This window comes from Pseudescherichia sp., assembly GCF_031987975.1.
Lineage (GTDB): Bacteria > Pseudomonadota > Gammaproteobacteria > Enterobacterales > Enterobacteriaceae > Pseudescherichia.
In genome coordinates this window covers 234,395-261,005 of the sequence record NZ_DALZYX010000005.1, presented here as the reverse complement: position 1 = coordinate 261,005, position 26,611 = coordinate 234,395, and the positions used below count along the sequence as shown (strand labels likewise).

26 protein-coding genes are annotated in these 26,611 nt (G+C 56.3%); 14 read left to right on the top strand and 12 right to left on the bottom strand.

Going from position 1 to position 26,611, the window contains the following annotated elements:
• Positions 1 to 75: 75 nt before the first annotated feature.
• On the bottom strand, positions 76 to 1,071 hold the full coding sequence (gene gapA / locus RTN40_RS10975; RefSeq protein ID WP_042392940.1) for a glyceraldehyde-3-phosphate dehydrogenase: 996 nt from the start codon (positions 1,069 to 1,071) through the stop codon (positions 76 to 78).
• A 340-nt stretch (positions 1,072 to 1,411) separates the two neighbouring features.
• Between gapA and msrB the strand changes: the two genes are divergently transcribed.
• Positions 1,412 to 1,825, top strand: a complete 414-nt coding sequence (gene msrB, locus RTN40_RS10970; RefSeq protein ID WP_312228483.1) for a peptide-methionine (R)-S-oxide reductase MsrB — start codon at positions 1,412 to 1,414, stop codon at positions 1,823 to 1,825.
• Between the two features lie 41 nt (positions 1,826 to 1,866).
• A complete protein-coding gene (locus RTN40_RS10965) occupies positions 1,867 to 2,139 on the top strand; it encodes a YeaC family protein (protein ID WP_312228482.1) in 273 nt (90 codons plus the stop codon).
• A gap of 44 nt (positions 2,140 to 2,183) precedes the next feature.
• On the opposite strand, the gene pncA is transcribed toward RTN40_RS10965, so the two are convergent.
• From pncA to sppA, 3 genes are read right to left on the bottom strand one after another with little or no spacing between them, the layout of a single operon-like run.
• Positions 2,184 to 2,825: a bifunctional nicotinamidase/pyrazinamidase gene (pncA, locus tag RTN40_RS10960; protein ID WP_312228481.1), complete on the bottom strand. Its 642-nt coding sequence runs from the start codon at positions 2,823 to 2,825 to the stop codon at positions 2,184 to 2,186.
• A 10-nt stretch (positions 2,826 to 2,835) separates the two neighbouring features.
• On the bottom strand, positions 2,836 to 3,852 hold the full coding sequence (gene ansA / locus RTN40_RS10955; protein WP_312228480.1) for an asparaginase: 1,017 nt from the start codon (positions 3,850 to 3,852) through the stop codon (positions 2,836 to 2,838).
• A gap of 54 nt (positions 3,853 to 3,906) precedes the next feature.
• Positions 3,907 to 5,760, bottom strand: a complete 1,854-nt coding sequence (gene sppA / locus RTN40_RS10950; RefSeq protein WP_312228479.1) for a signal peptide peptidase SppA — start codon at positions 5,758 to 5,760, stop codon at positions 3,907 to 3,909.
• 163 nt (positions 5,761 to 5,923) lie between these two features.
• Here sppA and RTN40_RS10945 point away from each other — a divergent pair, with 163 nt between their 5' ends.
• The 3 genes from RTN40_RS10945 to RTN40_RS10935 are packed head-to-tail and all read left to right on the top strand — an operon-like array spanning position 5,924 to position 9,510.
• Complete coding sequence (locus RTN40_RS10945; protein ID WP_312228478.1) at positions 5,924 to 6,475, top strand: NAD(P)H nitroreductase; 552 nt, start codon at positions 5,924 to 5,926, stop codon at positions 6,473 to 6,475.
• A gap of 53 nt (positions 6,476 to 6,528) precedes the next feature.
• Positions 6,529 to 7,572 carry a selenide, water dikinase SelD gene (selD, locus tag RTN40_RS10940; protein ID WP_312228477.1) on the top strand — a complete coding sequence of 348 codons (1,044 nt, stop codon included), beginning with the start codon at positions 6,529 to 6,531 and terminating at the stop codon, positions 7,570 to 7,572.
• A gap of 3 nt (positions 7,573 to 7,575) precedes the next feature.
• The gene (locus RTN40_RS10935; RefSeq protein WP_312228476.1) at positions 7,576 to 9,510 is read left to right on the top strand and encodes a DNA topoisomerase III; all 1,935 of its coding nucleotides are present in this window, start codon (positions 7,576 to 7,578) and stop codon (positions 9,508 to 9,510) included.
• Here RTN40_RS10935 and gdhA read toward each other — a convergent pair.
• Entirely contained in the window at positions 9,507 to 10,850 is a 1,344-nt protein-coding gene (gene gdhA / locus RTN40_RS10930) for an NADP-specific glutamate dehydrogenase (protein WP_312228475.1), read from the bottom strand. The two genes, RTN40_RS10935 and gdhA, sit on opposite strands and share 4 nt — an antisense overlap.
• 227 nt (positions 10,851 to 11,077) lie before the next feature.
• Between gdhA and RTN40_RS10925 the strand changes: the two genes are divergently transcribed.
• Positions 11,078 to 11,347: a DUF1496 domain-containing protein gene (locus RTN40_RS10925; RefSeq protein WP_312228474.1), complete on the top strand. Its 270-nt coding sequence runs from the start codon at positions 11,078 to 11,080 to the stop codon at positions 11,345 to 11,347.
• Positions 11,348 to 11,375: 28 nt separating this feature from the next.
• On the opposite strand, the gene xthA is transcribed toward RTN40_RS10925, so the two are convergent.
• Positions 11,376 to 12,182 (bottom strand): exodeoxyribonuclease III, encoded by an 807-nt coding sequence (xthA, locus tag RTN40_RS10920; RefSeq protein WP_312228473.1) that lies wholly within the window; start codon positions 12,180 to 12,182, stop codon positions 11,376 to 11,378.
• A gap of 410 nt (positions 12,183 to 12,592) precedes the next feature.
• Here xthA and RTN40_RS10915 point away from each other — a divergent pair, with 410 nt between their 5' ends.
• From RTN40_RS10915 to spy, 6 genes are all read left to right on the top strand, one after another.
• Positions 12,593 to 13,813 carry an aspartate aminotransferase family protein gene (locus RTN40_RS10915; RefSeq protein ID WP_312228472.1) on the top strand — a complete coding sequence of 407 codons (1,221 nt, stop codon included), beginning with the start codon at positions 12,593 to 12,595 and terminating at the stop codon, positions 13,811 to 13,813.
• Positions 13,810 to 14,844, top strand: coding sequence for an arginine N-succinyltransferase (gene astA / locus RTN40_RS10910; RefSeq protein WP_312228471.1), 1,035 nt, complete (start codon positions 13,810 to 13,812; stop codon positions 14,842 to 14,844). The genes RTN40_RS10915 and astA overlap by 4 nt, the downstream gene beginning before the upstream one ends.
• On the top strand, positions 14,841 to 16,319 hold the full coding sequence (gene astD, locus RTN40_RS10905) for a succinylglutamate-semialdehyde dehydrogenase (protein ID WP_312228470.1): 1,479 nt from the start codon (positions 14,841 to 14,843) through the stop codon (positions 16,317 to 16,319). The genes astA and astD overlap by 4 nt, the downstream gene beginning before the upstream one ends.
• Positions 16,316 to 17,641, top strand: a complete 1,326-nt coding sequence (gene astB, locus RTN40_RS10900) for an N-succinylarginine dihydrolase (protein WP_312228469.1) — start codon at positions 16,316 to 16,318, stop codon at positions 17,639 to 17,641. The genes astD and astB overlap by 4 nt, the downstream gene beginning before the upstream one ends.
• 10 nt (positions 17,642 to 17,651) lie before the next feature.
• Positions 17,652 to 18,620: a succinylglutamate desuccinylase gene (gene astE, locus RTN40_RS10895; RefSeq protein WP_312228468.1), complete on the top strand. Its 969-nt coding sequence runs from the start codon at positions 17,652 to 17,654 to the stop codon at positions 18,618 to 18,620.
• Between the two features lie 287 nt (positions 18,621 to 18,907).
• A complete protein-coding gene (gene spy, locus RTN40_RS10890; RefSeq protein WP_312228467.1) occupies positions 18,908 to 19,387 on the top strand; it encodes an ATP-independent periplasmic protein-refolding chaperone Spy in 480 nt (159 codons plus the stop codon).
• A gap of 132 nt (positions 19,388 to 19,519) precedes the next feature.
• On the opposite strand, the gene RTN40_RS10885 is transcribed toward spy, so the two are convergent.
• The 3 genes from RTN40_RS10885 to RTN40_RS10875 are packed head-to-tail and all read right to left on the bottom strand — an operon-like array spanning position 19,520 to position 20,899.
• Positions 19,520 to 20,002 carry a type VI secretion system tube protein TssD gene (locus tag RTN40_RS10885; RefSeq protein WP_312228466.1) on the bottom strand — a complete coding sequence of 161 codons (483 nt, stop codon included), beginning with the start codon at positions 20,000 to 20,002 and terminating at the stop codon, positions 19,520 to 19,522.
• 25 nt (positions 20,003 to 20,027) lie between these two features.
• Positions 20,028 to 20,345 carry a putative T6SS immunity periplasmic lipoprotein gene (locus tag RTN40_RS10880; RefSeq protein WP_312228465.1) on the bottom strand — a complete coding sequence of 106 codons (318 nt, stop codon included), beginning with the start codon at positions 20,343 to 20,345 and terminating at the stop codon, positions 20,028 to 20,030.
• The gene (locus RTN40_RS10875; RefSeq protein WP_312228464.1) at positions 20,342 to 20,899 is read right to left on the bottom strand and encodes a type IV secretion protein Rhs; all 558 of its coding nucleotides are present in this window, start codon (positions 20,897 to 20,899) and stop codon (positions 20,342 to 20,344) included. The genes RTN40_RS10880 and RTN40_RS10875 overlap by 4 nt, the downstream gene beginning before the upstream one ends.
• Positions 20,900 to 21,189: 290 nt before the next feature.
• On the opposite strand from RTN40_RS10875, the gene ves reads away from it, so the two are divergent.
• On the top strand, positions 21,190 to 21,747 hold the full coding sequence (gene ves, locus RTN40_RS10870; protein ID WP_312228613.1) for an environmental stress-induced protein Ves: 558 nt from the start codon (positions 21,190 to 21,192) through the stop codon (positions 21,745 to 21,747).
• Positions 21,748 to 21,793: 46 nt separating this feature from the next.
• On the opposite strand, the gene cho is transcribed toward ves, so the two are convergent.
• A complete protein-coding gene (cho, locus tag RTN40_RS10865) occupies positions 21,794 to 22,669 on the bottom strand; it encodes an excinuclease Cho (protein WP_312228463.1) in 876 nt (291 codons plus the stop codon).
• A gap of 85 nt (positions 22,670 to 22,754) precedes the next feature.
• Complete coding sequence (nadE, locus tag RTN40_RS10860; RefSeq protein ID WP_312228462.1) at positions 22,755 to 23,582, bottom strand: ammonia-dependent NAD(+) synthetase; 828 nt, start codon at positions 23,580 to 23,582, stop codon at positions 22,755 to 22,757.
• Between the two features lie 252 nt (positions 23,583 to 23,834).
• On the opposite strand from nadE, the gene osmE reads away from it, so the two are divergent.
• The gene (gene osmE, locus RTN40_RS10855; RefSeq protein WP_312210934.1) at positions 23,835 to 24,176 is read left to right on the top strand and encodes an osmotically-inducible lipoprotein OsmE; all 342 of its coding nucleotides are present in this window, start codon (positions 23,835 to 23,837) and stop codon (positions 24,174 to 24,176) included.
• A gap of 65 nt (positions 24,177 to 24,241) precedes the next feature.
• Here the strand turns inward: osmE and katE are convergent, their stop codons facing one another.
• On the bottom strand, positions 24,242 to 26,500 hold the full coding sequence (gene katE / locus RTN40_RS10850; RefSeq protein ID WP_312228461.1) for a catalase HPII: 2,259 nt from the start codon (positions 26,498 to 26,500) through the stop codon (positions 24,242 to 24,244).
• Positions 26,501 to 26,611 lie beyond the last annotated feature (111 nt).

Below are 26,611 nucleotides of genomic sequence, written 5' to 3'. Positions count from 1 at the left end.
TTCGTATTCCTCAATCCTCTGTCTTAAGCCAAAAAAAAGAGCGACCGAAGTCGCTCTTAAGTTGAGTGTCACATCTTATTTGGAGATGTGAGCAATCAGGTCCAGTACTTTGTTAGAGTAGCCGGTTTCGTTGTCGTACCAGGAGACCAGCTTAACGAAGTTGTCGTTCAGTGCGATACCAGCTTTAGCATCGAACACGGAAGTGCAGATTTCGCCGTTGAAGTCGGTGGAAACAACGTCATCTTCGGTGTAACCCAGAACGCCTTTCATGTCGCCTTCAGAAGCGGCTTTGATGGCTTTCTTGATCTCTTCGTAAGATGCTGCTTTTTCCAGACGTACGGTCAGGTCAACAACGGATACGTTCGGAGTCGGAACGCGGAACGCCATACCGGTCAGTTTGCCGTTCAGTTCCGGCAGTACTTTACCTACTGCTTTAGCAGCACCGGTAGAGGACGGGATGATGTTCTGGGACGCGCCACGGCCGCCGCGCCAGTCTTTGTGAGACGGGCCGTCAACGGTTTTCTGCGTAGCGGTAGTTGCGTGAACGGTAGTCATCAGGCCTTCGATGATGCCGAAGTTGTCGTTGATAACTTTCGCCAGCGGAGCCAGGCAGTTGGTGGTGCAGGATGCGTTAGAAACGATGTCCTGGCCTTCGTATTTGTCAAAGTTAGCGCCTTTAACAAACATTGGGGTGTTATCTTTGGACGGACCGGTCAGAACCACTTTTTTCGCGCCAGCGGTGATGTGCTTACGAGCGGTTTCGTCGGTCAGGAAGATGCCGGTAGCTTCAGCAACAACGTCAACGCCGATTTCGTCCCATTTCAGGTTAGCCGGGTCTTTTTCAGCGGTAACACGGATGGTTTTGCCGTTAACAACCAGATGGCCGTCTTTGACTTCAACGGTGCCGTTGAAACGACCGTGAGTTGAGTCATACTTCAGCATGTACGCCATGTAGTCAGCGTCTAACAGATCGTTGATGCCAACGATTTCGATGTCAGAACGTTCCTGAGCAGCACGGAAAACAATGCGACCGATACGGCCAAAACCGTTGATACCTACTTTGATAGTCATATATTCCACCAGCTATTTGTTAGTGAATAAAAGGTTGGCTGTAAAATTACAAAAACCTTACGCAGCGTCAAGCGGAATCGTGTCAATCATTGCGACAAATCAATCCTGTGCATACCTTTGCGCGTCGATGTCGGCTCACTATTCCAATCAGCTATAACCCCTATGGGGCCGCCGGCGTGGATTTTAAAGGGCATGCAGGATAAAAACGTGAAACAGATCACAATTCCTCCGCTACATTTTCGCACCGCCTAAGTTTAGAACAAAAGTCGGGACGTCACTGTTAATGTTTTGTTAGAATCAGACACAAGATGTGAATGTCCCTATAGCGAGAAGCAAGCATATGGCTAATCAATCCTCTCAGGATGACCTGAAAAAAAGCCTTACTGAAATGCAGTTTCATGTAACTCAAAACCATGGCACAGAGCCACCGTTTAGCGGTAAGCTGTTGCATAATAAGCGCGAAGGTGTCTACCACTGCCTGGTATGCAATGCCGCGCTGTTTAACTCCCAGAGTAAATATGACTCCGGCTGCGGCTGGCCGAGCTTCTACGAACCGGTCAGTGAAAATGCTATCCGGTATCTTAACGATTACTCACATGGCATGCAGCGAATTGAGATCCGCTGTGGCAATTGTGATGCCCATTTAGGCCACGTTTTTCCCGATGGCCCGCAGCCGACCGGCGAGCGTTTCTGCGTCAACTCTGCCTCACTTAGCTTCAATGACGAGGCCGACGGCGAGCAGATTAAGGGCTAAAGAATCGATTCAGCAAATTATTCCACGGGAGCGGGTGAAAGATGGAAATTAATGAGCTTGTTGCCAGCATGACACCAGAAGTCTACCAACGTCTGGTGACGGCAGTTGAGACGGGGAAATGGCCTGACGGCGTGGCCCTGACCCCGGAGCAGAAAGAGAACAGCCTGCAGCTTGTTATGCTCTGGCAGGCACGTCACAATACCGATGCGCAGCATATGACTATCGATACCAACGGACAGATGGTCATGAAGAGCAAGCAGCAGCTGAAAGAAGAGTTTGGCATCGCGCCTAAACCGATTGCCACGTTCAAGTAGGCGTGGTGTGTAGGCCCGGTAAGCGCAGCGCCACCGGGCTTTAATTATGCGTGCGTCTCTACCCAGTCTGCGAGGGTGTAGAGCGTCGCTCCCTCTGATGCCATCTCCATAAACGCCTGGGCGCTGTCCTGCTTGCCAATATTGACGCCCCGGCAGCCGTCGGTAATAACGTTGACCTGATAGCCGAGCTTGAGCGCATCCAGCACGGTAAACTTCACGCAGTAGTCGGTGGCGAGACCCAGCACAATTAACTCGGTAATACCCCGCATGCGCAGCCAGGCATCCAGCCCGGTTTTCTGCTTATGTCCATTGTCAAAAAAGGCGCTATAGCTGTCGATGATCCGGTTTTCGCCCTTGTGAAAGACCTCATCGATTGCTTTCTGCTGAAGCAAAGGGTGCAGTTCAGCACCTTCGCTTCCCTGTACGCAGTGATCGGGCCAGAAGGTTTGCGGCAAATTGTCCAGCATGCCCTGCGTATAAGGCTCTACGCCGTGCTGGCTGGCGAAGCTGCCATGATCGGCCGGATGCCAGTCCTGGCTGGCTACTACCGCATCGCCTCGGGCTTTACACCAGTCGATCAGCATATTAGCTACGTCTACCACGCTGTCGCCCTCCGGGACGGACAGCGCGCCACCGGCGCAGAAATCATTCTGTATATCTACCAGCACGAGTGCTCGTTGCGTCATCACAGGCTCCTTAATCGTCGGGGGTCAGCTCGCCACGCAGGTTCTGGGTCATCGCCTGACGAATGGCGTCGGCGTCCAGCTCCTGGCTCAGTAGCCAGTGTAGCTTAGTCAGCGTGGCTTCTACCGTCATATCCGCGCCGCCAATCACGCCCGCATGTGCCAGCGCGTTGCCGGTGGCATAGCCGCCCATATTTACCTTGCCAGACATGCATTGAGTCAGGTTGACGACCACAATGCCGCGCCCGCTGGCCGCCTCCAGCTCCCGCAGGAACTCACCGTTTTGCGGCGCGTTACCCACGCCGTAGGAGCGGAGGATCAGCGCCTTCACCGGCTGGCGCAGGAAGTTGCGCACTACGTCGGCAGAGATGCCCGGATAGATCGTTACCACACCAATTGGCTGCGGAGTAATGCGGTGGACAATCAGCTCGCCGTTGCAGCGCGGCGCACCGGGATTGCCAAGGCGACGAATATGGATCCCTGCCTCCAGCAGCGGCTGTAGGTTAGGGGAGTCGAAGGCGTTAAAGCCATCCGCATGGGCTTTGGTCGTGCGGTTGCCGCGAAATAGACGGTTATTGAAGAACAACGTCACTTCGTTAATCGGATAGTTTGCCGCCACGTAGAGGGCGTTGAGCAGGTTAATCTGCCCGTCCGATCGCAGTTCAGCAAGCGGGATTTGTGACCCTGTCACAATTACCGGTTTGCCGAGGTTCTCCAGCATGAACGATAGCGCCGAGGCGGTGAAGGCCATGGTATCGGTGCCGTGCAGGATCACAAAGCCATCGTAACGATCGTAGTTAGCTTTGATATCGTCTGCGATATGCTGCCAGTCCTCAGGCGTCATATCCGACGAATCCATCAGCGGATCGTATTCGTGGATTGTAAAGTCTGGCATCTCCGGACGATGGAACTCGGGCATCAGCGCCAGTTGACGTTGCAGATGGCCAGAGACCGGAATGTAGCCCTGCTCCGAGCGCTGCATACCAATGGTCCCGCCGGTGTAGGCGACGTAAATCGATTTTTTTTGCATGTTGTCTGTTCTTGTAACGCAAAGAAAATCCCCCCGGTTGCGGGGGGACGATAGTTAACGAATGTTGGCGCAGGTCAGGCAAAACGCGTAACGGCTTTGCGGATCGTTAAACACCGCCAGCTTGTCGGTTTCTGCTTTTACCGTGTCCGCGGCCGCTGCAAGCGGAGCGGGCAGATAAGCCTGCAGAGCCTGCGGCAGCAGGGCGCGGATCTCGCCGGAGAAGCCATCCATCATCCGGGCGAAGAAGGTTGGCTCATCCTGATAGTATTCGATATGCCACTGCTTCAGCTTCGCCAGCTCGGCGGCCTTGGCCACGGCATCGTCAAAGTCACCCAGAGCATCCACCAGGCCGTTGCTTTTCGCATCCTCACCGGTCCAGACATGGCCCTGTGCAATCTTATCAACCTGCTCCGGCGTAGATTTACGCGCCTGGGCGACCAGGGAGATAAAGCGCTGATAGCCGTTCTCGATGCTCAGCTGCATTAGCTGCTGTACCTGCGGCGGCAGGGCTTTAGTGACCGAAACGTCTGCCAGCGGAGAGGTTGCCACGCCGTCGGTGTGTACGCCCAGCTCATCGAGGCTCTTCTCTACGGTATTGATAACGCCGAAGATGCCAATGGAGCCGGTGAGCGTGCTGGGGTTAGCCACAATGTAGTTGGCTGGGGTAGAGATCCAGTAGCCGCCCGATGCCGCCATACCGCCCATGGAGACGACCACCGGTTTGCCCGCTTCTTTTGCTGCGGCCAGCTCGGCGCGGATCACCTCTGAGGCGCTCACGCTGCCGCCCGGGCTGTTAACCCGTAGCACGATGGCTTTCACGTTTGGATCGATACGTGCGTCGCGGATCTGCGCGGCGGTGGTATCACCCCCCACGTTGCCGGCCGTCTCTTCACCGTCCATGATCGCGCCGTTGGCAAAGATCACCGCCACGCTGCTGCCCATTTCGCTCGGTTTTTTCAGCGGATAGTCATACATGCTAATAGCGCGATAGTTTTTGTCCTCATCGCTCCAACCAAACTGTTTGACCAGTACTTTTTCGGCATCGGCGCTGCTGCCAAGGGTATCCACCAGCTTGTTATCCAGCGCGTATTTAGCCGTGTCGCCGCCAACTTTGCTGAGGCCATCCAGCACGCCCTGTGCGCCGGGGAAGACCTGCTGCGGGGGGAGCTGGCGGTTAGCGGCAATCGTACCAAGATAGTTCTGCCACAGCTCACCAATCCAGCGACTGTCCGCCTCGCGGGCGGCAGGGGACATATCGTCGCGGATAAACGGCTCAACGGCGGACTTATAGGTACCGACGCGGAAGACGTGGGTCGAGACCTTAAGCTTGTCGAGCAGCGATTTGTAGTAGAGACCGTTAGTGGCAAAGCCGTGCAGATCCACGACGCCCTGCGGCGACAGCCACACCTTATTGGCAAAGCTGGCAAGATAGTATTGTCCCTGGCTGTAGTTATCCCCGACGGCGTAGACCGGTTTGCCGCTGTCGCGGAACGCCTTCAGCGCTTTACCGATGTACTGCATAGAGGGCTGATCGGCCCCGGCAAAGTTTTTCAGGTCGAGGACGATACCGGTAATATTGCGATCGGCCTGCGCCTGGCGAATGGTCTCAACGATATCAAACAGGGAGTTCTCCTGCAGACGATCGGAGCTGGCACCAAACAGCTGGCGGCCTAGCGCGCTCAGCTTGCTGCTGCTGGAGGGCTTGTCCACCACTACGCCCGTGATATCAAGAAGTAATGCACCCCGACTGGTATGCTCGGCCGTGCCAGAACTCAGCTGCATCCAGATGCCGACGCCTACCAGAATCAACAAGATGAAAAAAATGTTGAACACCAGTTCACGCACAAAATTGAGCGCTCGCCACGTCCATTTAAAGAATCCGGCAATAATACGCCAAAGGGTTCGCATGTCTTCTCCCTAACCTGATTAACAACCTCCGCACCTCGTGCGGGAATGTGCGGTTATCCTAATTATCCGACGGCCTCTTGTCAGCAGGAATCACCGTCGGCGCTGTAACAAAGTTCCCACCCATGTTAATTTTATGCCCAAATTTGAAGACAGGAGTTAACTTATGGACGCACTTGAACTGCTCGTTAACCGTCGCAGCGCCTCCCGGCTGGCTGAACCCGCGCCGACAGGAGAGATTCTGGAAAACATTTTGCGTGCGGGTATGCGTGCGCCAGACCACGGCACGTTGCAACCGTGGCGCTTTTTCATCGTGGAAGGGGAAGGGCGCGAGCGCTTTAGCCAGCTGCTGACCCGCGCGGCCACCGAGGCCGGGCAGGATGAAAAGGGTATCGAAAAGGCCCGCAGCGCACCGTTTCGCGCCCCGCTGATTATTGCGGTAGTTGCGCACTGTGAAGCGCATCCGAAAGTGCCGCGCTGGGAGCAGCTACTCTCCGCAGGATGCGCGGTAATGGCGATGCAGATGGCGGCGCTGGCCCAGGGCTTTAACGGCATCTGGCGCAGCGGACCACTTACCGACAGCCCGGTAGTCCGTGAAGCGCTTGACTGCCGCGAACAGGATCAGGTGGTGGGCTTCCTCTACCTCGGCACGCCGCAGCTGAAGGCCGCTACCACGGTGAGCATACCGGACACATCCCCTTTCGTCCGCTATTTCTAAGCGCTACCATAGCGCTATTGATGAGTCAGGAACCGTATTGACAGGAGACGTCCATGAGCGAGCAGGCTATTCGTTTAACACAGTACAGCCACGGTGCAGGCTGCGGGTGCAAAATTTCGCCGAAGGTACTGGAGACCATTCTCCACAGCGAGCAGGCGAAATTTGTTGATCCTAACCTGCTGGTAGGCAATGAGACGCGGGATGACGCGGCAGTATACGATCTTGGCAACGGGACCAGCGTCATCAGCACCACCGACTTCTTTATGCCGATCGTGGATAATCCTTTCGACTTTGGCCGCATCGCGGCTACCAACGCCATCAGCGATATCTATGCCATGGGCGGCAAACCGATCATGGCGATCGCTATTCTCGGCTGGCCGATCGCTACCCTGCCGCCGGAGATCGCCCGGGAGGTGATTGAGGGCGGGCGCTTTGCCTGCCAGCAGGCGGGTATCGCCCTGGCGGGGGGGCACTCTATTGATGCTCCAGAGCCGATTTTTGGCCTGGCAGTGACCGGCGTAGTGCCTACCGCGAGGGTTAAGAAAAACAGCACCGCCGAGGCGGGGTGCAAGCTGTTCCTGACCAAGCCGCTGGGGATTGGCGTTCTGACCACTGCGGAGAAAAAATCGCTGCTGCAACCAGAGCATCAGGGACTGGCGCGGGACGTGATGTGCCAGATGAACATTGCGGGCGCGGCCTTCGCTAACATCCCAGGGGTGAAAGCGATGACCGACGTCACTGGCTTTGGCCTGCTCGGCCACCTGAGTGAGGTTTGCCAGGGGGCGGGCGTGCAGGCGCAGGTCCGCTATGAGGCCGTACCCAAGCTGCCTGGCGTAGAAGAGTACATCGCCCAGGGGGCGGTGCCGGGCGGTACGCAGCGCAACTTTGCCAGCTACGGCCATCTAATGGGACCCATGCCGCAGGCGTGGCGGGATCTGCTCTGCGATCCGCAAACCTCGGGCGGTCTGCTGCTGGCGGTCTCGCCGGAGGCGGAAGAGGAGGTGAAGGCCACCGCCGCCGAGTTTGACATCTCCCTCAGCGCCATCGGCGAGCTGGTCACAGCTCGCGCGGGTCGCCCAATGATTGAGATTATTTAAGCAATGCGGTTGTTTATTGCCGAAAAACCTAGCCTGGGCCGCGCCATTGCCGACGTGCTGCCAAAGCCGCACCGCAAGGGCGATGGCTATATCGAGTGCGGAAACGGCCAGGTTGTGACCTGGTGCATCGGTCACCTGCTTGAGCAGGCGCAGCCAGATGTCTATGACAGCCGCTATGCCCGCTGGAACCTGGCGGATCTGCCTATCGTACCGGAGAAGTGGCAGCTGCAGCCCCGAGCCTCGGTCACCAAGCAGATCAACGTTATCAAACGTCTGCTCGGTGAGGCCGGAGAGATTATCCACGCCGGTGACCCGGATCGTGAAGGCCAGCTGCTGGTGGATGAGGTGCTGGACTATCTCCAGCTGCCGGCGGAGAAGCGTCAGCGGGTCCAGCGCTGCCTGATCAACGATCTCAACCCGCAGGCGGTAGAGCGGGCCATTGGTCGCCTGCGCGCCAACAGCGAGTTTATTCCGCTCTGCGTCTCGGCGCTGGCACGCGCAAGAGCCGACTGGCTCTACGGCATCAATATGACCCGGGCATGGACGCTGCTGGGGCGCAACGCGGGCTATCAGGGCGTGCTCTCGGTAGGACGCGTGCAGACCCCGGTGCTGGGACTGGTGGTGCGTCGCGACGAAGAGATTGAGAACTTCGTCGCCAAAGATTTCTTTGAGGTGAAGGCGCATATCGTCACCCCGAAAGATGAGCGGTTTACCGCCCTCTGGCAGCCGAGCGAGGCCTGTGAGCCGCATCAGGATGAAGAGGGACGTCTGCTTAACCGCACCCTTGCGGAGCACGTGGTTAAACGCATTACCGGCCAGCCCGCCCATGTCACGCGTTATAACGACAAGCAGGAGTCAGAACCTGCGCCGCTGCCGTTCTCGCTCTCTTCGTTACAGATCGAGGCGGCGAAGCGCTTCGGCCTGAGCGCGCAGAACGTGCTGGACATCTGCCAGAAGCTTTATGAGACCCATAAGCTCATTACCTATCCGCGTTCTGACAGCCGCTACCTGCCGGAGGAGCACTTTGCCGGACGGCACTCAGTCATGAAGGCGATTGGCGTGCATGCCCCGGATCTGCTCTCACAGCCGGTTATTGACGCCGATCGACGTAATCGCTGCTGGGACGATAAAAAGGTCGATGCCCACCATGCCATTATTCCCACGGCGCGCAGCAGTACGGTGAACCTGCATGAGAATGAAGCGAAGGTCTACGGCCTGATCGCCCGTCAGTATCTGATGCAATTCTGCCCGGACGCGATGTTCCGTAAGTGCGAGATTGAGCTGGATATCGCGAACGGTAAGTTCCTGGCGAAGGCACGTTTTCTGGCCCAGGCAGGGTGGCGAACCCTGCTTGGTAGCAAAGAGCGTGACGAAGAGAACGACGGCACACCGCTGCCGGTCGTGGCGAAGGGTGACGAGTTGCTGTGTGAAAAGGGTGAGGTCGTTGAGCGCCAGACGCAGCCACCGCGCCCCTTTACCGACGCGACGCTGCTTTCAGCGATGACCGGGATCGCGCGCTTCGTGCAGGATAAAGATTTGAAGAAGATCCTGCGTGCCACCGATGGCCTGGGAACGGAAGCAACCCGCGCCGGGATTATCGAGCTGCTGTTTAAGCGCGGTTTCCTGCACAAGAAAGGGCGCAGCATTCTCTCAACCGACGCCGGACGGGCGCTGATCCACTCACTGCCGGAGATGGCCGCAAGGCCGGATATGACCGCCCACTGGGAATCGGTCCTGACGCAGATCAGTGAGAAGCAGTGCCGCTATCAAGACTTTATGCAGCCGCTGGTGGGCACGCTCTATCAGCTGATCGATCAGGCGCGTAGTACGCCAGTGAAACAGTTCCGAGGACTGGTTGCGCCAGGCGGCGGCGATAAGAAGAAGTTCACACGCCGTAAGCCCGGTAAGCGTAGCGCCACCGGGCAAGCCGAAACTTAAATCACACCCTGGCCGATCATCGCATCGGCCACCTTCACGAAGCCGGCAATGTTTGCCCCGCGCACGTAGTGGGTCTGTTTGCCTTCGCCGCCGTACTCTACGCAGGCGTTGTGAATATCCAGCATGATATGGTGCAGGCGTGCGTCCACTTTCTCCGCTTTCCAGCCCATGCGCGCGGCGTTCTGGGCCATCTCCAGACCAGAGGTAGCGACCCCGCCCGCGTTGGCCGCTTTGCCTGGCGCAAAGAGCACGCCCGCCTCAAGGAACAGATCGGTGGCTTCGATGGTGGTGGGCATATTTGCCCCTTCCGCTACCGCCTTAACGCCGTTGGCGATCAGCTGACGGGCTGCATCCTCGCCCAGCTCGTTCTGGGTGGCGCATGGCAGGGCAATATCCACCGGCACGGACCACGGCTGCTTGCCCTCCAGCCAAACCAGACCAAACTCGCGGGCGTAATCGGCCAGACGGCCATCGCGGCTGGCTTTAATTTCACACAGGCGCGCCAGCTTCTCTGTGGTAAAGCCCGCCTCATCTACTACTGTGCCGCCAGAATCGGAGGCCGTGATAACCCGGGCACCAAACGCCATCGCTTTTTCGATGGCGTACTGCGCCACGTTGCCGGAGCCGGAGACCGCCACGCGCATCCCCTCAAAGCTCAGACTATGACGCTTGAGCATCGCTTCGGTGAAGTAGACCAGGCCGTAGCCAGTCGCTTCCGGGCGGATCAGGCTGCCGCCGAAAGAGAGTCCCTTGCCGGTGAAGACGCAGGCGCTGCTGTTAGAGAGCTTTTTCATCATGCCAGCCATAAAGCCCACCTCTCGGCCGCCGACGCCGATATCCCCCGCCGGGACGTCGGTATCCGGACCCAGATGACGGTACAGCTCGGTCATCAGCGCCTGACAAAAACGCATCACTTCGCCTTCGCTTTTACCTTTGGGATCGAAATCGCTGCCGCCTTTACCACCGCCCATCGGTAGGGTGGTAAGGGCATTTTTGAAGGTCTGTTCAAAGCCGAGGAACTTAAGAATCGACAAATTTACTGAGGGGTGAAAGCGCATGCCGCCCTTGAACGGGCCGATGGCAGAGTTAAACTGCACGCGCCAGGCGCGATTGACCTGCACCTGATTTTTATCATCCAGCCAGACCACGCGAAACTGTATCACACGCTCCGGCTCTACCAGACGTTCAAGCAGCGACATCTGACGATAGCGCGGGTTCGCTTCAAGAAACGGCCAGAGGGTGGTCATCACCTCGCGAACGGCCTGCGCAAACTCGCTCTGATGCGGGTCGCGCTGTTGGACATGCGTGAGAAAAGATTCCAGAGAGCGTGCCTGATCCATAGAGATAAGTTCCTCTTATAATAAATTATGTGTGTTGTTTATGCGTTTTAGCGTCGTTTTCGACTATACCACTCGCACCGCTTTGCCAGGCAAGCGAAAATTTAACCAGCTAAGGGAAATTTATAAACCGGCTCGCGTCATAACTAAAAACGATGGGCAGATAAACTAAAGGAACCGGTGCGGTTTACCGTTATAGTGATTATCAGGATCAAAAAGGAAAAACGTCGATGAACCGTTACGTGATTGCACTGCTGGGACTGTTATCCACCGGGGCGCAGGCCGACCGTATCCGCCCGGATGTAGAGGTAAACGTCCCGCCGGAGGTCTTTAGCTCGAGCGGGCAGCGTTCGCAGCCCTGCAACCTGTGCTGTATCTATCAGGATCGGAACTATTCGGAAGGGGCAGTAATCAAGGCGGAAGGCGTGCTGTTACAATGCCAGCGCGACGAGCGCACGCTCAGCACGAACCCGCTGGTGTGGCGGCGGGTTCGGGAGTAGGCCGGGTAAGGCGTTAACGCTGTCTAAATCAGAGCGTAAAGCTGGCCCAGACCGGCGCGTGGTCGGAGGGCTTCTCCATGCTGCGGATATCGTAATCGATGCCGGTCTCCTGGCAGCGGCTCGCCAGCGACTGGCTGGCCAGCAGCAGATCGATGCGCAGCCCGCGGTTGTCATCAAACCCTTTTGAGCGATAGTCAAACCAGGAGTAGCGATCCTGGGTTTCCGGGTTGGCGTGGCGGAAGGTATCCACCAGCCCCCACTCCAGCAGGCGACCCAGCCACTCACGCTCTTCCGGCAGGAACGAGCATTTGCCGCCGCGCAGCCAGCGCTTACGACTCTCTTCACCAATGCCGATATCGAGATCCGTGGGGCTGATATTCATATCACCCATGATCAGCACCGGGCTATCCTTCTGCAGCTCGTTATCCAGATAGCTTTGCAGATCGGCATAAAACTTCTCTTTCGCCGGGAATTTTGTTGGATGGTCGCGGCTCTCGCCCTGTGGGAAGTAGCCGTTGATCACCGTGATATTGCCGAGCGCAGAAGGGATTTCCGCCATAATAATCCGGCGCTGTGCCTCGCCGTCGTCACCGGGAAAGCCCCGGCGCACCGACACCGGCGTCTCTTTAGTGAGTAGCGCCACGCCGTAATGCCCTTTCTGGCCGTGATAAAAGACGTTATAGCCCAGCTTCGCCACCTCTTCGAGCGGGAACATATCGTCGTGAACCTTTGTCTCCTGCAGGCCAATCACGTCCGGCTGGTGTTTCTCTACAATCGCCGCCAGCTGATGGGGGCGCGCACGCAGCCCGTTGATATTAAAAGAAACAAATTTCATATTTTCTGCCACATAGCCAATTGATAAGCTCAGATGTTAACAGAAAAAACGCAGCGTATCCGCCCCGGATTGCGAATACGCATTACGCCCTGAAAAAGGGCACGCCGCACCGCAATGGGGCGTAAAACGGCGGTAAGTTTCGCTCCCGATCACACTTCCAGAATTAAATTTTATTCCTGCATAAATCCTCTGCTCTCAGGCACCGCCATCGGCGTTCTTTCTAAAATTATTCACTTTTTATGCACTTTATATGAATAGCGCTCTGCTGTAACCCGTTGATATTTCGTTACCGCTCCGCCGTTATGCATTTTTATCGCTGGCTGGCACGATGCGTGCAATCTACATTCACAGGGCCAATGTTCACAATAATTAACATATTAACAACGTTTTATTTACTTGATGAGGTTGCTATGTCTCTGTCAGTAACGCGTGAGAGTTTCGATGAGTGGATGCTGCCGGTGTATGCGCCTGCGCCTTTTATTCCGGTTCGTGGTGAGGGTTCCCGCCTGTGGGATCAGCAGGGGAAGGAGTATATCGACTTTGCCGGTGGTATTGCCGTCAACGCCCTGGGACATGCCCATCCGGGACTTTGCCGCGCCCTGAGCGAGCAGGCGGGCAAGTTCTGGCATACCGGTAACGGCTATACCAACGAGCCAGCGCTGCGGCTGGCAAAACGCCTTATCGACGCCACCTTTGCCGATCGGGTCTTCTTCTGTAACTCCGGCGCGGAGGCCAACGAGGCGGCGCTGAAACTAGCACGCAAATATGCCCATGACCGCTATGGCACCCAGAAGAGCGGCATCGTCGCCTTTAAAAATGCCTTTCATGGCCGGACGCTGTTTACTGTCAGCGCCGGGGGCCAACCGGCCTACTCTCAGGATTTTGCCCCGCTGCCGCCAGATATCCATCACGCAGTGTTTAACGATATCGACTCTGTCCAGGCGCTAATTACCGATAATACCTGCGCGGTGATTGTTGAACCCATTCAGGGCGAAGGCGGCGTAGTGCCTGCGAAAGCAGAATTTTTACAGGCGCTGCGTGAACTTTGCGATCGCCATAACGCGCTGCTGATCTTTGATGAGGTCCAAACTGGAGTAGGGCGTACCGGCGAGCTGTATGCCTATATGCACTACAACGTCACGCCGGATGTGCTGACCACCGCCAAAGCGCTGGGAGGTGGCTTCCCGATTGGGGCGATGCTGACGCGTGAAGCGTTCGCCAGCGTGATGACCGTTGGCACGCACGGAACAACCTACGGCGGTAACCCGCTGGCCACCGCCGTAGCGGGTGAGCTGCTGGATAACGTCAATAACAGAGCCTTTCTTGACGGGGTGAAGCAGCGTCAGCAGGCGTTTGTCGAGCAGCTGCAGGCTATTAATACCCGTTCAGACCTGTTCAGGGAGATCAGAGGCATTGGCCTGCTGATTGGCTGTGAGCTTAATTCTTCCTGGGCAGGGAAAGCGAAACAGATCGCCCAGCTGGCCGCCGAGGAGGGTGCGATGGTGCTGATTGCCGGAGGTAACGTAGTGCGCTTCGCCCCGGCGCTGAATATCAGCGAAGCGGAGATCCGCACCGGCATGGCGCGCTTTGCCAAAGCCTGCGAACGGTTTCTTGCGGGGTACGCAACATGATGGTGATCCGTCCGATTGAACATAGCGATCTGCCCGCCCTGATGCGGCTGGCAGGTAAAACTGGCGGCGGGCTGACCTCGCTGCCCGCCGATGAGGCCACGCTTGCGGCGCGTATCACCCGGGCACGGCAGACCTGGCAGGGCGAGCTGCCGAAAAGCGAGCAGGGCTATCTGTTTGTGCTGGAGGATACCGACAGCGGCACGGTGGCCGGAGTCTGCGCCATTGAGGTGGCCGTTGGGCTGAACGATCCCTGGTACAACTACCGGGTCGGCACCCTGGTGCATGCCTCAAAAGAGCTGAACGTCTACAACGCGCTGCCCACGCTGTTTTTGAGCAATGACCACACCGGCAGCAGCGAACTGTGCACCCTGTTCCTCGACCCCGACTGGCGTAAGGCGGGCAACGGCTACCTGCTCTCTAAATCACGATTTATGTTTATGGCGGCATTTCGCGATCGTTTTAATGAGAAGGTGGTGGCAGAGATGCGCGGCGTGATCAGCGAGGATGGCTATTCGCCTTTTTGGGACAGCCTGGGGAAAACCTTCTTTTCCATGTCCTTCAGCCGCGCCGATCGCCTGTGCGGCATCGGGCAGAAGGCTTTTATCGCCGAGCTAATGCCTAAACATCCTATCTACACCCAGTTCCTGTCGGCAGAGGCGCAGGCGGTGATTGGCGAAGTGCATCCGCAAACCGCCCCGGCGCGGGCGGTGCTGGAAAAAGAGGGATTCCGCTACCGCAACTATATCGACATTTTCGACGGCGGGCCGACGCTGGAGTGTGATATTGACCGGGTGCGCGCCATCCGTAAAAGCCGCCTGGTAGAGGTGGCTGAAGGGCAGCCCGCGCCGGGCGAGTGGCCGCTCTGCATGGTGGCTAACGAGCAGTACCAGCAGTTTCGCGTCATGCTGGTAGCCGCTAACCCCGATACCGAACGGCTGGTGCTGAGCGCCGCCCAGATAGATGTTCTCAAATGTCAGCCGGGCGACAAGGTTCGCCTGGTGCGTCTCTGTGCCGAGGAGAAAACTGCATGAGCTTATGGATCAACGGTGATTGGGTGACCGGTCAGGGCATTCGGCGTGAAAAGCACGATCCGGTGAGTGGCGATCTACTCTGGCAGGGAGAGGATGCGGATGCAGAGCAGGTTGGCGAGGCATGCCGGGCCGCCCGCGCCGCGTTTCCCGGCTGGGCGTCGCAGCCTTTCGCTGCCCGCCAGGCCATCGTGGAAAAATTTGCTGCGCTGCTGGAGCAAAACAGGGGTGCACTAACGGAAATCATCGCCCGGGAGACGGGCAAGCCGCGCTGGGAAGCGGCGACCGAAGTCGGGGCCATGATTAACAAGGCTGCCATCTCGGTGAAGGCCTGGCATGTACGAACCGGCGAGCAGCACACGGCGATGGCGGATGGGGCGGCAACCCTGCGCCATCGTCCCCACGGCGTGCTGGCGGTTTTCGGTCCCTATAACTTTCCGGGACATCTTCCCAACGGCCATATCATTCCGGCCCTGCTGGCGGGCAATACGCTGGTGTTTAAGCCTAGCGAGCTGACGCCGCACAGCGGCGAGGCAGTGGTGAAGCTTTGGGCGCAGGCGGGTCTTCCTGCCGGCGTGCTTAACCTGGTGCAGGGCGGACGCGAAACGGGCCAGGCTCTCAGTAGCCTTCCGGAACTTGATGGCCTGCTCTTTACCGGCAGCGCCAATACTGGCTACCAGCTGCATCGCCAGCTGGCCGGACAGCCGGAGAAGATCCTCGCCCTTGAGATGGGGGGAAACAATCCGCTGATTGTCGATGACATAGCGGATCGCGACGCTGCCGTGCATTTGACTATTCAGTCCGCGTTCATCACTGCGGGTCAGCGCTGTACATGCGCCCGTCGGCTGCTGGTGAAACGCGGCGCAGAGGGCGACGCCTTTCTTGATCGACTGGTGGAGGTGGCGGGCCGCATCGTACCCGGCCACTGGAACGCCGAGCCGCAGCCGTTTATTGGCGGACTGATCTCTGAGCAGGCCGCGGATCAGGTTTATAAGGCGTGGCAGGCCCACGAGGCGCGCGGCGGCCGGACGCTGCTGGCACCGAAGCGCATTAAGCCCGGAACATCGCTGCTTAGCCCTGGCATTATCGATCTTACCGGCGTGGCCAACGTGCCGGACGAGGAAGTATTCGGCCCGCTGCTGGGAGTCTGGCGCTACGACAGTTGGGAAGAGGCGATTACGCTGGCGAATGCCACCCGCTACGGGCTGGCCTGCGGCCTGGTCTCGGCGGAGCGCGAGAAGTTTGACGCTCTGCTGCTTGCGGCGCGGGCCGGGATCGTTAACTGGAACAAGCCTTTGACCGGCGCGGCGAGCACCGCCCCCTTTGGCGGTATCGGGGCCTCGGGCAACCATCGTCCCAGCGCCTGGTACGCCGCTGACTACTGCGCATGGCCGATGGCAAGCCTGGAGTCAGCTGATTTGACCCTGCCGGAGACGCTCAGCCCGGGGCTGCACTTTTCAACGGAGGAGGGAGCATGAAGGCGCACGAGGTAAACTTTGACGGCCTGGTGGGGCTGACCCATCACTATGCCGGACTCTCTTTTGGTAACGAGGCCTCAACAAAGCACCGTAATCAGGTGTCCAACCCGAAGCTGGCGGCGAAGCAGGGCCTGTTGAAGATGAAAGCCTTAAGCGACGCGGGTTTTCCCCAGGCAGTGATCCCGCCCCAGGAGCGACCCAACGTTGCGGTGCTACGCCAGCTGGGATTCAGCGGCAGCGATGAGCAGGTGGTTGCCAAAGCAGCAGCGCAGACGCCGGAGCTGCTCTCCGCAGCCAGTTCGGCGTCATCCATGTGGGTCGCCAACGCCGCCACGGTTTGCCCCTCCGCCGACGCGCTGGACGGCAGGGTGCATCTCACCGTCGCTAACCTTAACAATAAGTTCCACCGTTCAAGCGAAGCGCCGACCACCGAGGCGCTGCTGCGGGCTATTTTCCGCGATGAGGGCCGCTTCGCCGTGCATCCGGCGCTGCCGCAGGTGGCGCGCTTTGGCGACGAAGGGGCGGCAAACCATAACCGTCTCGGCGGTGAATATGGCGAGCCAGGTCTGCAGCTCTTTATCTATGGGCGCGAGGAGCACGGCCACGCCGCACCCGAGCGCTATCCTGCCCGTCAGACCCTGGAGGCGAGCCAGGCGGTGGTGCGGCTAAATCAGGTCCATCCGGATCGGGTCATGTTTGCTCAGCAGAACCCCACGGTCATTGACGAAGGGGTTTTTCATAACGATGTGATTGCAGTCAGCAATCGCCAGCTGCTGTTCTGCCACGAGCGAGCCTTTGTTAAGCAGTGTGGGCTGCTAAGCCACCTGGCGGAGCGGGTGCCGGGTTTTCAGGCGATTCAGGTCCCGGAGGAGGCGGTATCAGTGAGGGATGCGGTGGCAACCTATCTGTTTAACAGCCAGCTGCTGAGCCGGGACGATGGCTCAATGGTGCTGGTGGTGCCTCAGGAGTCGCAGGAGCATGCAGGCGTCTGGCACTACCTCAACGGCCTGCTGGCAGAAGATAATCCGATCCGCGAGCTGAAAGTGTTCGATCTGCGGGAGAGCATGGCCAACGGCGGCGGTCCGGCCTGCCTGCGCCTGCGCGTGGTGCTGACGCAGGAGGAGCGGCAGGCGGTTAACCCGGCGGTGATGATGTCGGACGCACTCTTTAACCAACTTAATGGATGGGTAGATCGCTACTACCGCGATCGGCTAACCCAGGCCGATCTTGCCGACCCGCTTCTGCTGCGTGAGGGGCGGGAGGCGCTGGACCGGCTGTCACAGCTGCTGGATCTTGGATCGGTCTATCCTTTCCAGCGTTAACGGAGGCGCTATGCACGATTTTCTCGCTTTAACGCTTGCAGGGATCGCTCCAGATAAAACGTATAGTGACAGTGTCACGTTTAGCTGGCGCTGGCACGGTGAGGGTTTGCTGGAGCTGACTCCGCATCAGCCTGTAGATCGTGCCTTGGTAATCTCAACCGGGATCCACGGGAATGAGACCGCTCCGGTAGAGTTAGTCGATAATCTGCTGGTCGCGCTATTTAGCGGCTCGCTGACGCTGCGCTGGCGTGTGCTGGTGGTGCTGGGCAATCCTGAAGCGTTACGCGCTAACCGACGCTATGTATCCTACGATCTTAACCGCATGTTTGGCGAGCGTTGGCGAGGTTATCCTGAAAGTCTGGAGACCGAGCGGGCAATGCGGCTTGAGCAGGCGTTGGATCGCTTCTTTACTGATGGTGTATCTGAGACACGCTGGCATCTCGACCTGCATACCGCTATACGCGGCTCGCACCATCTGCGCTTCGGTGTTTTACCTGCCCGGGCCACGCCGTGGAATGAGCTATTCCTGCAATGGTTAGGAGACGCGGGGCTGGAGGCGTTGGTCTTTCACCAGTCACCGGGAGGCACTTTTACCCACTTTAGCAGCGAGCGCTTTAATGCCCTGGCCTGCACGCTGGAACTGGGGAAAGCGCTTCCCTTTGGCGAGAACGATCTCAGCCAGTTCGCCATGACGCGGGATGCGCTCGCTGCCCTGTTAAGCGATACGCCCTGGACGAGCCAGCATCAGCCAGTGCTGCGCTATCGTGTTGCGCAGCAGATTACCCGCCACGGGGAGGCGTTTCGTCTTTATATGTCTGACCAGACGCTGAACTTTACGTCGTTTAGCGCCGGCACGCTGCTGGCAGAGGAGGGCGAGGCGCAGTATGTCGTTCAGCATGAAACTGAATATGTATTATTTCCCAATCCAAACGTCGCGCCCGGCCTGCGGGCGGGTTTAATGCTGGTGCGGATTAAATAGAAGCGTGCCTTAAGAATTATTGCAGACTATTCTTACAAAACTGCTTTATTAATAATCGATGGAGGAGTATGCTCCTCCACATTGCCTCCAAAATCAAGGTGTTGAATATTTTTGCTACACCTCTCCATCTTTTTTCCATATTGTCTTCACAATTTCGCAGAAAATGTTTTTTATACTTTCACTGTTTTACCGTTGCACTGATTAATTGACGAAAAAGGTCGTAAAGTTAATCTCGTCAACACGGCAACGTGCCGTAAGTAAGAATAACTGAAAGAAGGATGAAGACTATGCGTAAATTAACCGCTCTGTTTGTTGCCTCTACCCTGGCGTTCGGCGCTGCTAACCTGGCTCACGCTGCCGACACCACTACCGCACCGGCTAACGGCGCAGCGATGCACCATAAAGGCAAGATGGGTCCGCATCACGACATGATGTTCAAAGACCTCAACCTGACCGACGCGCAGAAGCAGCAGATCCGTGAGATCATGAAGAGCCAGCGTGACCAGATGAAACGTCCGTCTCTGGATGAGCGTCGCGCTACCCATAGCATCATCGCCAGCGACACCTTCGACAAGGCGAAAGCCGAAGCGCAGATCGACAAAATGGCCGAGCAGAACAAAGCCCGTATGCTGGCGCATATGGAAACTCAGAACAAAATCTATAACATCCTGACGCCAGAGCAGAAAAAGCAGTTTAATGCCAATTTTGAGAAGCGTCTGACAGAACGTAAAGCGCCAGAAGGTAAAATGCCTGAACCTGCTGAGTAATTCAGCACACTTTCTTAAGACCGCCGGTCTTGTTCACATCCCCCCATCGGGATGTGGACAGGCCCGGCGGTTTTTTTATGGACTCTTAGTAACATCACTGAAGTAGCGATATTAACTCTATCTCTTTTTTCGCTATTGTCGCGATTTGTTCCAGGCGTCATCATATCTGATGTTTCCGGCAATGTAGTTCCACTCAATGGCGCGGGACCGGAGTCCAATCACCTCATGCATATTGGGTGCGGAACTCCCAGGGTAATAGACGTGAGTGAAGTCTACGGACATAATCACCACGCTATCTAAGGTGACTCTATAAATTTCGGTTTCTATGCCGGCTTCTTTAATCTCATAGTATTTGATTATTGCCTTCTGTAGTCTTTTACTTTCGCAGATAGCTACCGCAAACCAGGGGCTGGTTTTATCAAGCTGTTTATGAATTTTAAACGGGCTATGCTGTCTCGTTCCAGTCATGCTGCCTGTATGACTGTCAACGCCCTGATTTATACTATAGCTGCTATTCATTACCTCAATGGCACCCTCTCGACCCGGTGCGGTACACTCTCCTGTAATTTGCACGCCATTCTCATCGTATAAAAAGAGATAAGCAGGTAGTGACATAGGTAAATCCCTCTGTTAATTATTATCAATAAAAAACATCATCCTCGTAATTTTTGCCGTTCAGGCCATAAGAGATGACATAGCTGTAATCAGGGTTGAACTTGAATTTAATGCAGCTATTTGGGTAAGAAGTGTTGAGCTTATATTTTCCAGAATTGGCAATTTCTTCATACCCTCCGCCTTTATTAACTTCAATCCAGTAGAAGTTCAGAACATCTTTTTTGTCCACGCTGAAACAGAGCGTATCATTATAAATAAACGTGCTGCGCGTCTCCCATGCTCTTGGGCCTCCCGGACATCCTGTTAGAAAAAAACAGATAGCTATAATTGTTAAAATTTTCATCCCGGAAACCCCTTTAACACATTCTTGTATTTAGCAATTAACGAGTGGACAGATTCGCCAGGATCGTAATCACGGTATTTATACAAATTACTGTGTCTATCAAAACCGAAGTAAAGCAATAGCCAGTAATCGCTGACTATAGAAGCTTGCTGCTCAAGACCGTAATGAAGAAGATCTGCTTTATCTAAACTGTAGCTGTAATCAGCGAAGCGGGAGAACAGGCCTCTGGTTCTGACAAACATGCCTTTCTGTGTTTGCCAAACGTGCATCATTTCATGAAGAAATCGATGCCTCTTTTTAAGGCTATCTAATGAAAATTCAGGCGAGTAGGTGCCCTCCCTGAACCACATCTCACCGTTCGGACTCATGGCAATATCGTCAGGCTGCATATTAAAAGGGAGATAGCTCTCCCAATGGACCCACACGTTGCTATAACGGATGCTATAACCGTAAAGCGTAATAGCAAGGTGGATTTCGCCTACCGTTAACAACCGCACTCCACCAGGATGAATTGGCGTACCTGAGGTGGGGCTTAAATTCAAATTGACTGGCATTTTCTTTGCTCCATGCAAAAAAATACTATAGCCACACAGGTTGAATGGTTAAAGTGAGTAATATTAAACATGCTATTTATAATGCCTAAAAAACAGGCGTACATAGGCAGGGACCAAGCCTTGCCTACATCCCCATCGGGCTGTAGGCAGGCCCGGCGGTTTTTTCTTTGCTCCCCTCTTTGTTAGCCGCTAACGAAACGGTATGCTCATCCTGAACAGCAATCGATAACAAAAAAGCGTGGCGGCGTTGACCGTTGCGCGGACGCGCGTGCGTGTCATTGAGGGTGATGATGGAATACTTTGATATTCGAAAAATGCCGGTCAACCTGTGGCGCAACGGCGCAGGAGAGACCCGTGAAATCTGCTGCTTCCCGACGGCAACCCGTGATTTTGACTGGCGCGCAAGCATTGCCTCCCTTGCCAGCAACGGCGGTTTTCCGCAGTTTGCCGGCGTAGACCGGGTGATCACGCTGATTGAAGGGGGAGAGGTGACGCTCGACGGCGGCAGCGCGTTCAACCATACGCTAAAGCGACTCCAGCCCTTTACCTTTGCTGGCGAGCAGCCGGTACAGGCGCAGCTTTCCGACGGGCAGATGTCAATGGATTTTAATATCATGACCCGCCGGGATCGCTGTCAGGCAAAGGTGCGCGTCGCTGACCGTACCTTTACGACCTTTGCTTCACGGGGTGGGGTGGTTTTTGTCCTGAGCGGGGCGTGGCAGCTGGGGGATAAGCTGCTGACTGCCGACCAGGGAGCCTGGTGGCAGGAGGGGCATCATACGCTGCGGCTGTTGAAGCCTGAAGGCCAGCTGCTGTTTAGCGAAATTACCTGGCTACCGGGCCACTAACCTTTTTCCTTGCGTCTGCCGTTGCGATACGACAGACGCACATAAGCTATTCTGTCGGCCAGGGCAGCTCAATAATATCGTGCTGGCCGGTAATTAACGGCTTGCAGAGGATCTTATATCCATCCTGATCGAAGCTAGCCTGCGGGTGAGGCAGGTTAGCCGCCTCATCAAGGGAATCTACCGAGCCGAGCCACAGCCAGTTGTGAATGATATGGTACTGCGTCATCTCCCCGGTGCTCTCCTTGAGCGCCACCGGGCCGCGCCAGGGCCAGCACACCAGACGCGTACGCTCCAGGGCGTCGATCAGGCGCTGGTTATGTGCCTCCACGCTCTCCTTGCCGCAGCACGCACCGGCACAACGGTTCAGCGCAGAGCGAAAACAGCCCCGACCCCGGGTCAGCGACTCCAGCCCCAGCAGGCCGTAACAGAGCTTCTGCTCATCAGCAATACTTTGCAGCGTTTGCAGCGCCGCCCGACGATTGGCAAACAGGCCATAGAGTCCCGGCTGCGCAGAGAAGTTAACCTCTCGGGCATAGACCACCTGCGGTTTTTCACCGTCCAACAGCAGAGAGCAGAGCTGACGATTGCGCCGCAGCCGTTTGTTGAACAGCGGCTGCTGCTCTTTGATCAGCTGCGCTTCAAGCAGCAGGGCACCAATTTCACCGGCGGTACGTACCCAGGTGATACGTCGCGACTGGCGCAGCATGGCAGCCTCATCTGCGGTGCGCAAATGGGAAAGCACGCGACTGCGAATATTGATGCTCTTGCCGATATAGAGCGGCATCGCTTCACTTTCGCCATGGAAAAAGTAGACGCCGGGATGCTTAGGCAACGCCTCAAGCCACGGCCGCAAATGTTCGGGATACTCATAGATAGCCGCCGCTTCAAAATCCAGACGCGGGGCAGATTGGCGCCTCACCACTGATAAACTCCTGATACTGGTTACTTATCCAGTGTAGCAGGCTATGAGTGGTGAAAAAAGAGGCGGCTTGCGCCGCCTGAGGATTTTATTTTTTCCAGAAGTCGTCAAAAACCGTGATCGGCGGACGACGCTTGTGCTCGGTTTTCAGATACCAGCCTTCGATAATGCGGGCGGTACCTTCATCCAGCGTTTTGCCTTCCAGATAATCATCAATGTTTTCATAGGTGACGCCCAGCGCGGCTTCATCTGGCAGGGAGGGGCGATCGTCTTCCAGGTCCGCGGTCGGCGCTTTTTTATAAAGATGCTCCGGGCAGCCCAGATGAGCCAGCAGCTGTTTACCCTGACGTTTGTTCAGGCGGAACAGCGGATTAAGATCCGTACCGCCGTCACCGTACTTGGTATAAAAACCGGTTACCGCCTCAGCGGCATGATCGGTGCCGATCACCACACCACTGGTCATCCCGGCAATGCTGTACTGGGCTTTCATCCGCTCACGCGCTTTTTCATTGCCGCGAACAAAATCGCTCAGCTCAATGCCCGCTTCACGCAGAGCCTGCTCGCTGGCCAGCACCGAGGATTTAATATTCACGGTCAGCACGCGATCCGGCTTAATGAAATTAATGGCGTCCTGGCAATCCTGCTCGTCGAACTGAACGCCGTAGGGCAGGCGGACGGCAATAAATTGCAGTGCCTCGTTGCCCGTCTCCTGGCGAAGCTCGCTGATAGCCAACTGGCTGAGCTTGCCGGCGAGGGTGGAGTCCTGGCCGCCGCTGATGCCCAGCACCAGGGTTTTTAAAAACGGGTGCGCTTTGAGGTAAGCTTTGAGAAAATCTACGCTGCGGCGTACTTCTTCTTCCGCATTCACCGTTGGCTTCACGCCAAGCGCTTCAATAATGTCTTGTTGCAGAGTCATTAAACATCCTCCGTTAGTGGCCAGCTGGGCCAGTAGCAATATCACACTCTAATAAAGCTAACCCGTTGGCACTGAAACGACAAGGCTATGACCGCCAGGTGCCGTATTTTGCCGCGTTTAAACAGCTTACAGCAGTTTTATTAGAATTTTCCTAAAGTTATACCACGCAGGCCAGTGGGTTGAAAAAAGTTATTTTATATTCCAGGCTTAGATAACGCGCTGATACAACAGCGGATAACAAGAGGAAGGATTATGAATATGAAACTCGCAGGAATTATGGGTGCAGCAGCAGTTATGGCGATGCTGGCAGGGTGTACCGCTTACGATCGTACTAAAGATCAGGTCACCACGCCGGTAGTGAAAGACGTTAAAAAAGGCATGAGCCGTGCGCAGGTCATGCAGATTGCAGGCAAACCGTCCTCCGAAGTGACGATGATCCACGCTCGTGGTACCTGCCAGACCTATATCCTGGGTCAGCGCGATGGTAAAACCGAAACCTACTTTGTGGCTCTGGACGATACCGGCCACGTGATGAATTCTGGCTACCAGACCTGCGCGGAGTACGACACCGATCCGCAGGCACCGAAGCAGTAATTCTGTTTTAGCCTGAGCAAGAAAAAACCGGCGAAAGCGCCGGTTTTTTTATGGTCTGTAAGCCGTCAGGCCGGGATAGCGGCAACTTTGCTGCCCCGGGACCAGACGCGGTGGGCGGCCAACTGAGTCAGGAAATCATCGACAAAAGAACCTGACGCATCATCAGCCTCTACGATACCCTCTTCACTCTGGGCATCAATCTTCAGCGTCTGCTTAAACTGCCGCGCATCTCCCGCCAGGGCAATCACCTTCAGATGCTTATAGGCCTCCAGTAGGTAGTAAGCGGCGTCGCCGTTGTTCAACAGGTTTGTGAGATCCCCGCCGGGAACAATAACCGCATCGACGGTCACTGAGGGCGATCCGGCAAAGGTGCCCGCTACCGACAGGCTTGAACCATCGTCCGCCGTCACTTCACCCATCCGCGAATAGAGCAGTTTAGCATGTACGCCTTTCGCCCGTAGCCCCTGCAGAATGTTCAGCAGCTCGCTGGCAACCACCTTATCGTTAAGCAGAATGGCAACCACCCGGCCTTTGACGCTGGCATCCGCCTGAGCGTAGAGGCTAAGCGTCGGATCGCTGGCAACGCCATTGACCTCTTTAGGTGGGGTCACGTTAAGCTGCTCATCCGTCAGGGAGATCCCCAGGTTTTTCGCTACCGATAGCGCCAGCATAGTATCAATACACGCCAGCTGATCGACCACTCGCTCGCGAATATACTCGCGTACAACCTTGCTCAGCTCGAAGCTAAAAGCGTCAATAATGTGCTGCTGCTCGTGTGGCGTCTGGCTTTTCCAGAATAGGCGCGGATGGGCATAGTACTCACCAAACGACGGGCTGCGTTCACGAATTTTATTGCCTTCAATCCGCTGCTGATAAGACTCAAAACCGCCGCGTTTTGGACCCGGAGGCGTTTCCCGCGGCCAGTTATCGTTGATAGAGTTCGGCTCGTAGTTCGCGGGGTTGGTATCGATATCCATTCGATGCATGCCGTCGCGCTGGAAGTTATGGTACGGACAGGTTGGGCGGTTGATCGGAATTTCGTGGAAGTTTGGTCCGCCCAGACGGCTGATCTGCGTATCGGTATAGGAGAAGAGACGCCCCTGCAACAGCGGATCGTTGGTAAAATCCAGACCGGGGACGATATGACCTGGGTGAAACGCCGCCTGTTCGTTTTCGGCAAAGAAGTTATCCGGATTGCGATTCAGCACCATTTTGCCCACTCGCTGAACCGGCACCAGCGCCTCGGGAATAAGCTTAGTCGGGTCGAGCAGGTCAAAATCGAATTTAAACTCATCTTCTTCCGGGATCAGCTGTAGTCCCAGCTCATACTCCGGGAAATCGCCAGCTTCAATGGCTTCCCACAGATCGCGGCGATGAAAGTCAGGGTCGCGCCCGGTAAGTTTCTGCGACTCATCCCACACCAATGAGGCTTTACCCGCCACCGGCTTCCAGTGGAAGCGGACAAAGGTTCCTTTGCCTTCAGCGTTGATCAGGCGGAAAGTATGGATGCCAAAACCCTCCATGGTGCGGTAGCTGCGGGGAATACCGCGGTCCGACATGGCCCACATCACGTTATGCAGCGTCTCTGGCTGTAACGAGACATAGTCCCAAAAAGTATCGTGGGCGCTCTGTCCCTGAGGGATAGCCCAGTGCGGCTCCGGCTTTACCGCGTGCACGAAATCGGGAAACTTGTGCGCGTCCTGAATAAAAAATATTGGCGTATTGTTACCGACGAGATCGAAGATACCCTCTTCGGTATAGAACTTTGTGGCGAAGCCGCGGATATCACGCACGGTATCCGCGGAGCCTGCGCCGCCCTGCACGGTAGAGAAGCGAACAAATACCGGGGTGATTTTTTCAGGATCGCTGAGGAAATCCGCCTTAGTAATATCTTTCAGGCTCTTGTAAGGTTGAAAATAACCGTGCGCCGCCGAGCCGCGGGCGTGAACAATGCGCTCCGGGATACGCTCGTGGTCAAAGTGGGTGATCTTCTCCCGCAGGATAAAATCCTCCAGCAGCGTTGGGCCGCGATTGCCTGCCCGCAAAGAGTTCTGATCGTCACCGATGCGCACCCCCTGATTCGTCGTCAGGGGAAAATCTTCGCTGCCTTTGCGAAAGGTTTCCAGGGCGGTGAGTTTCTCGCTATGGATATCGGGGGCCTTAAGGCTGCCGGGGGCGGTTGGCTGCTCCCCTGGAGGGGTGGGGCGGGGATCGGCGCGGTGGGAGTTATCTTCGGGGGCCAGTGAGTCAAGGCCGGGTTGGGATTCGCTGGGATCGTGTACCGGGGATTGATGGCCGTGTGGGTTCTTGTCATTATGCGACATTGTGCTCGTCTCCTGTTTTCATTGCTGAAATGGTGGCCGATGTAACGTCAAAACCCTTATAACTATAGAGCAACCCCGTGTTTTTACCGCGAAATCGGCTATCATAGTGGC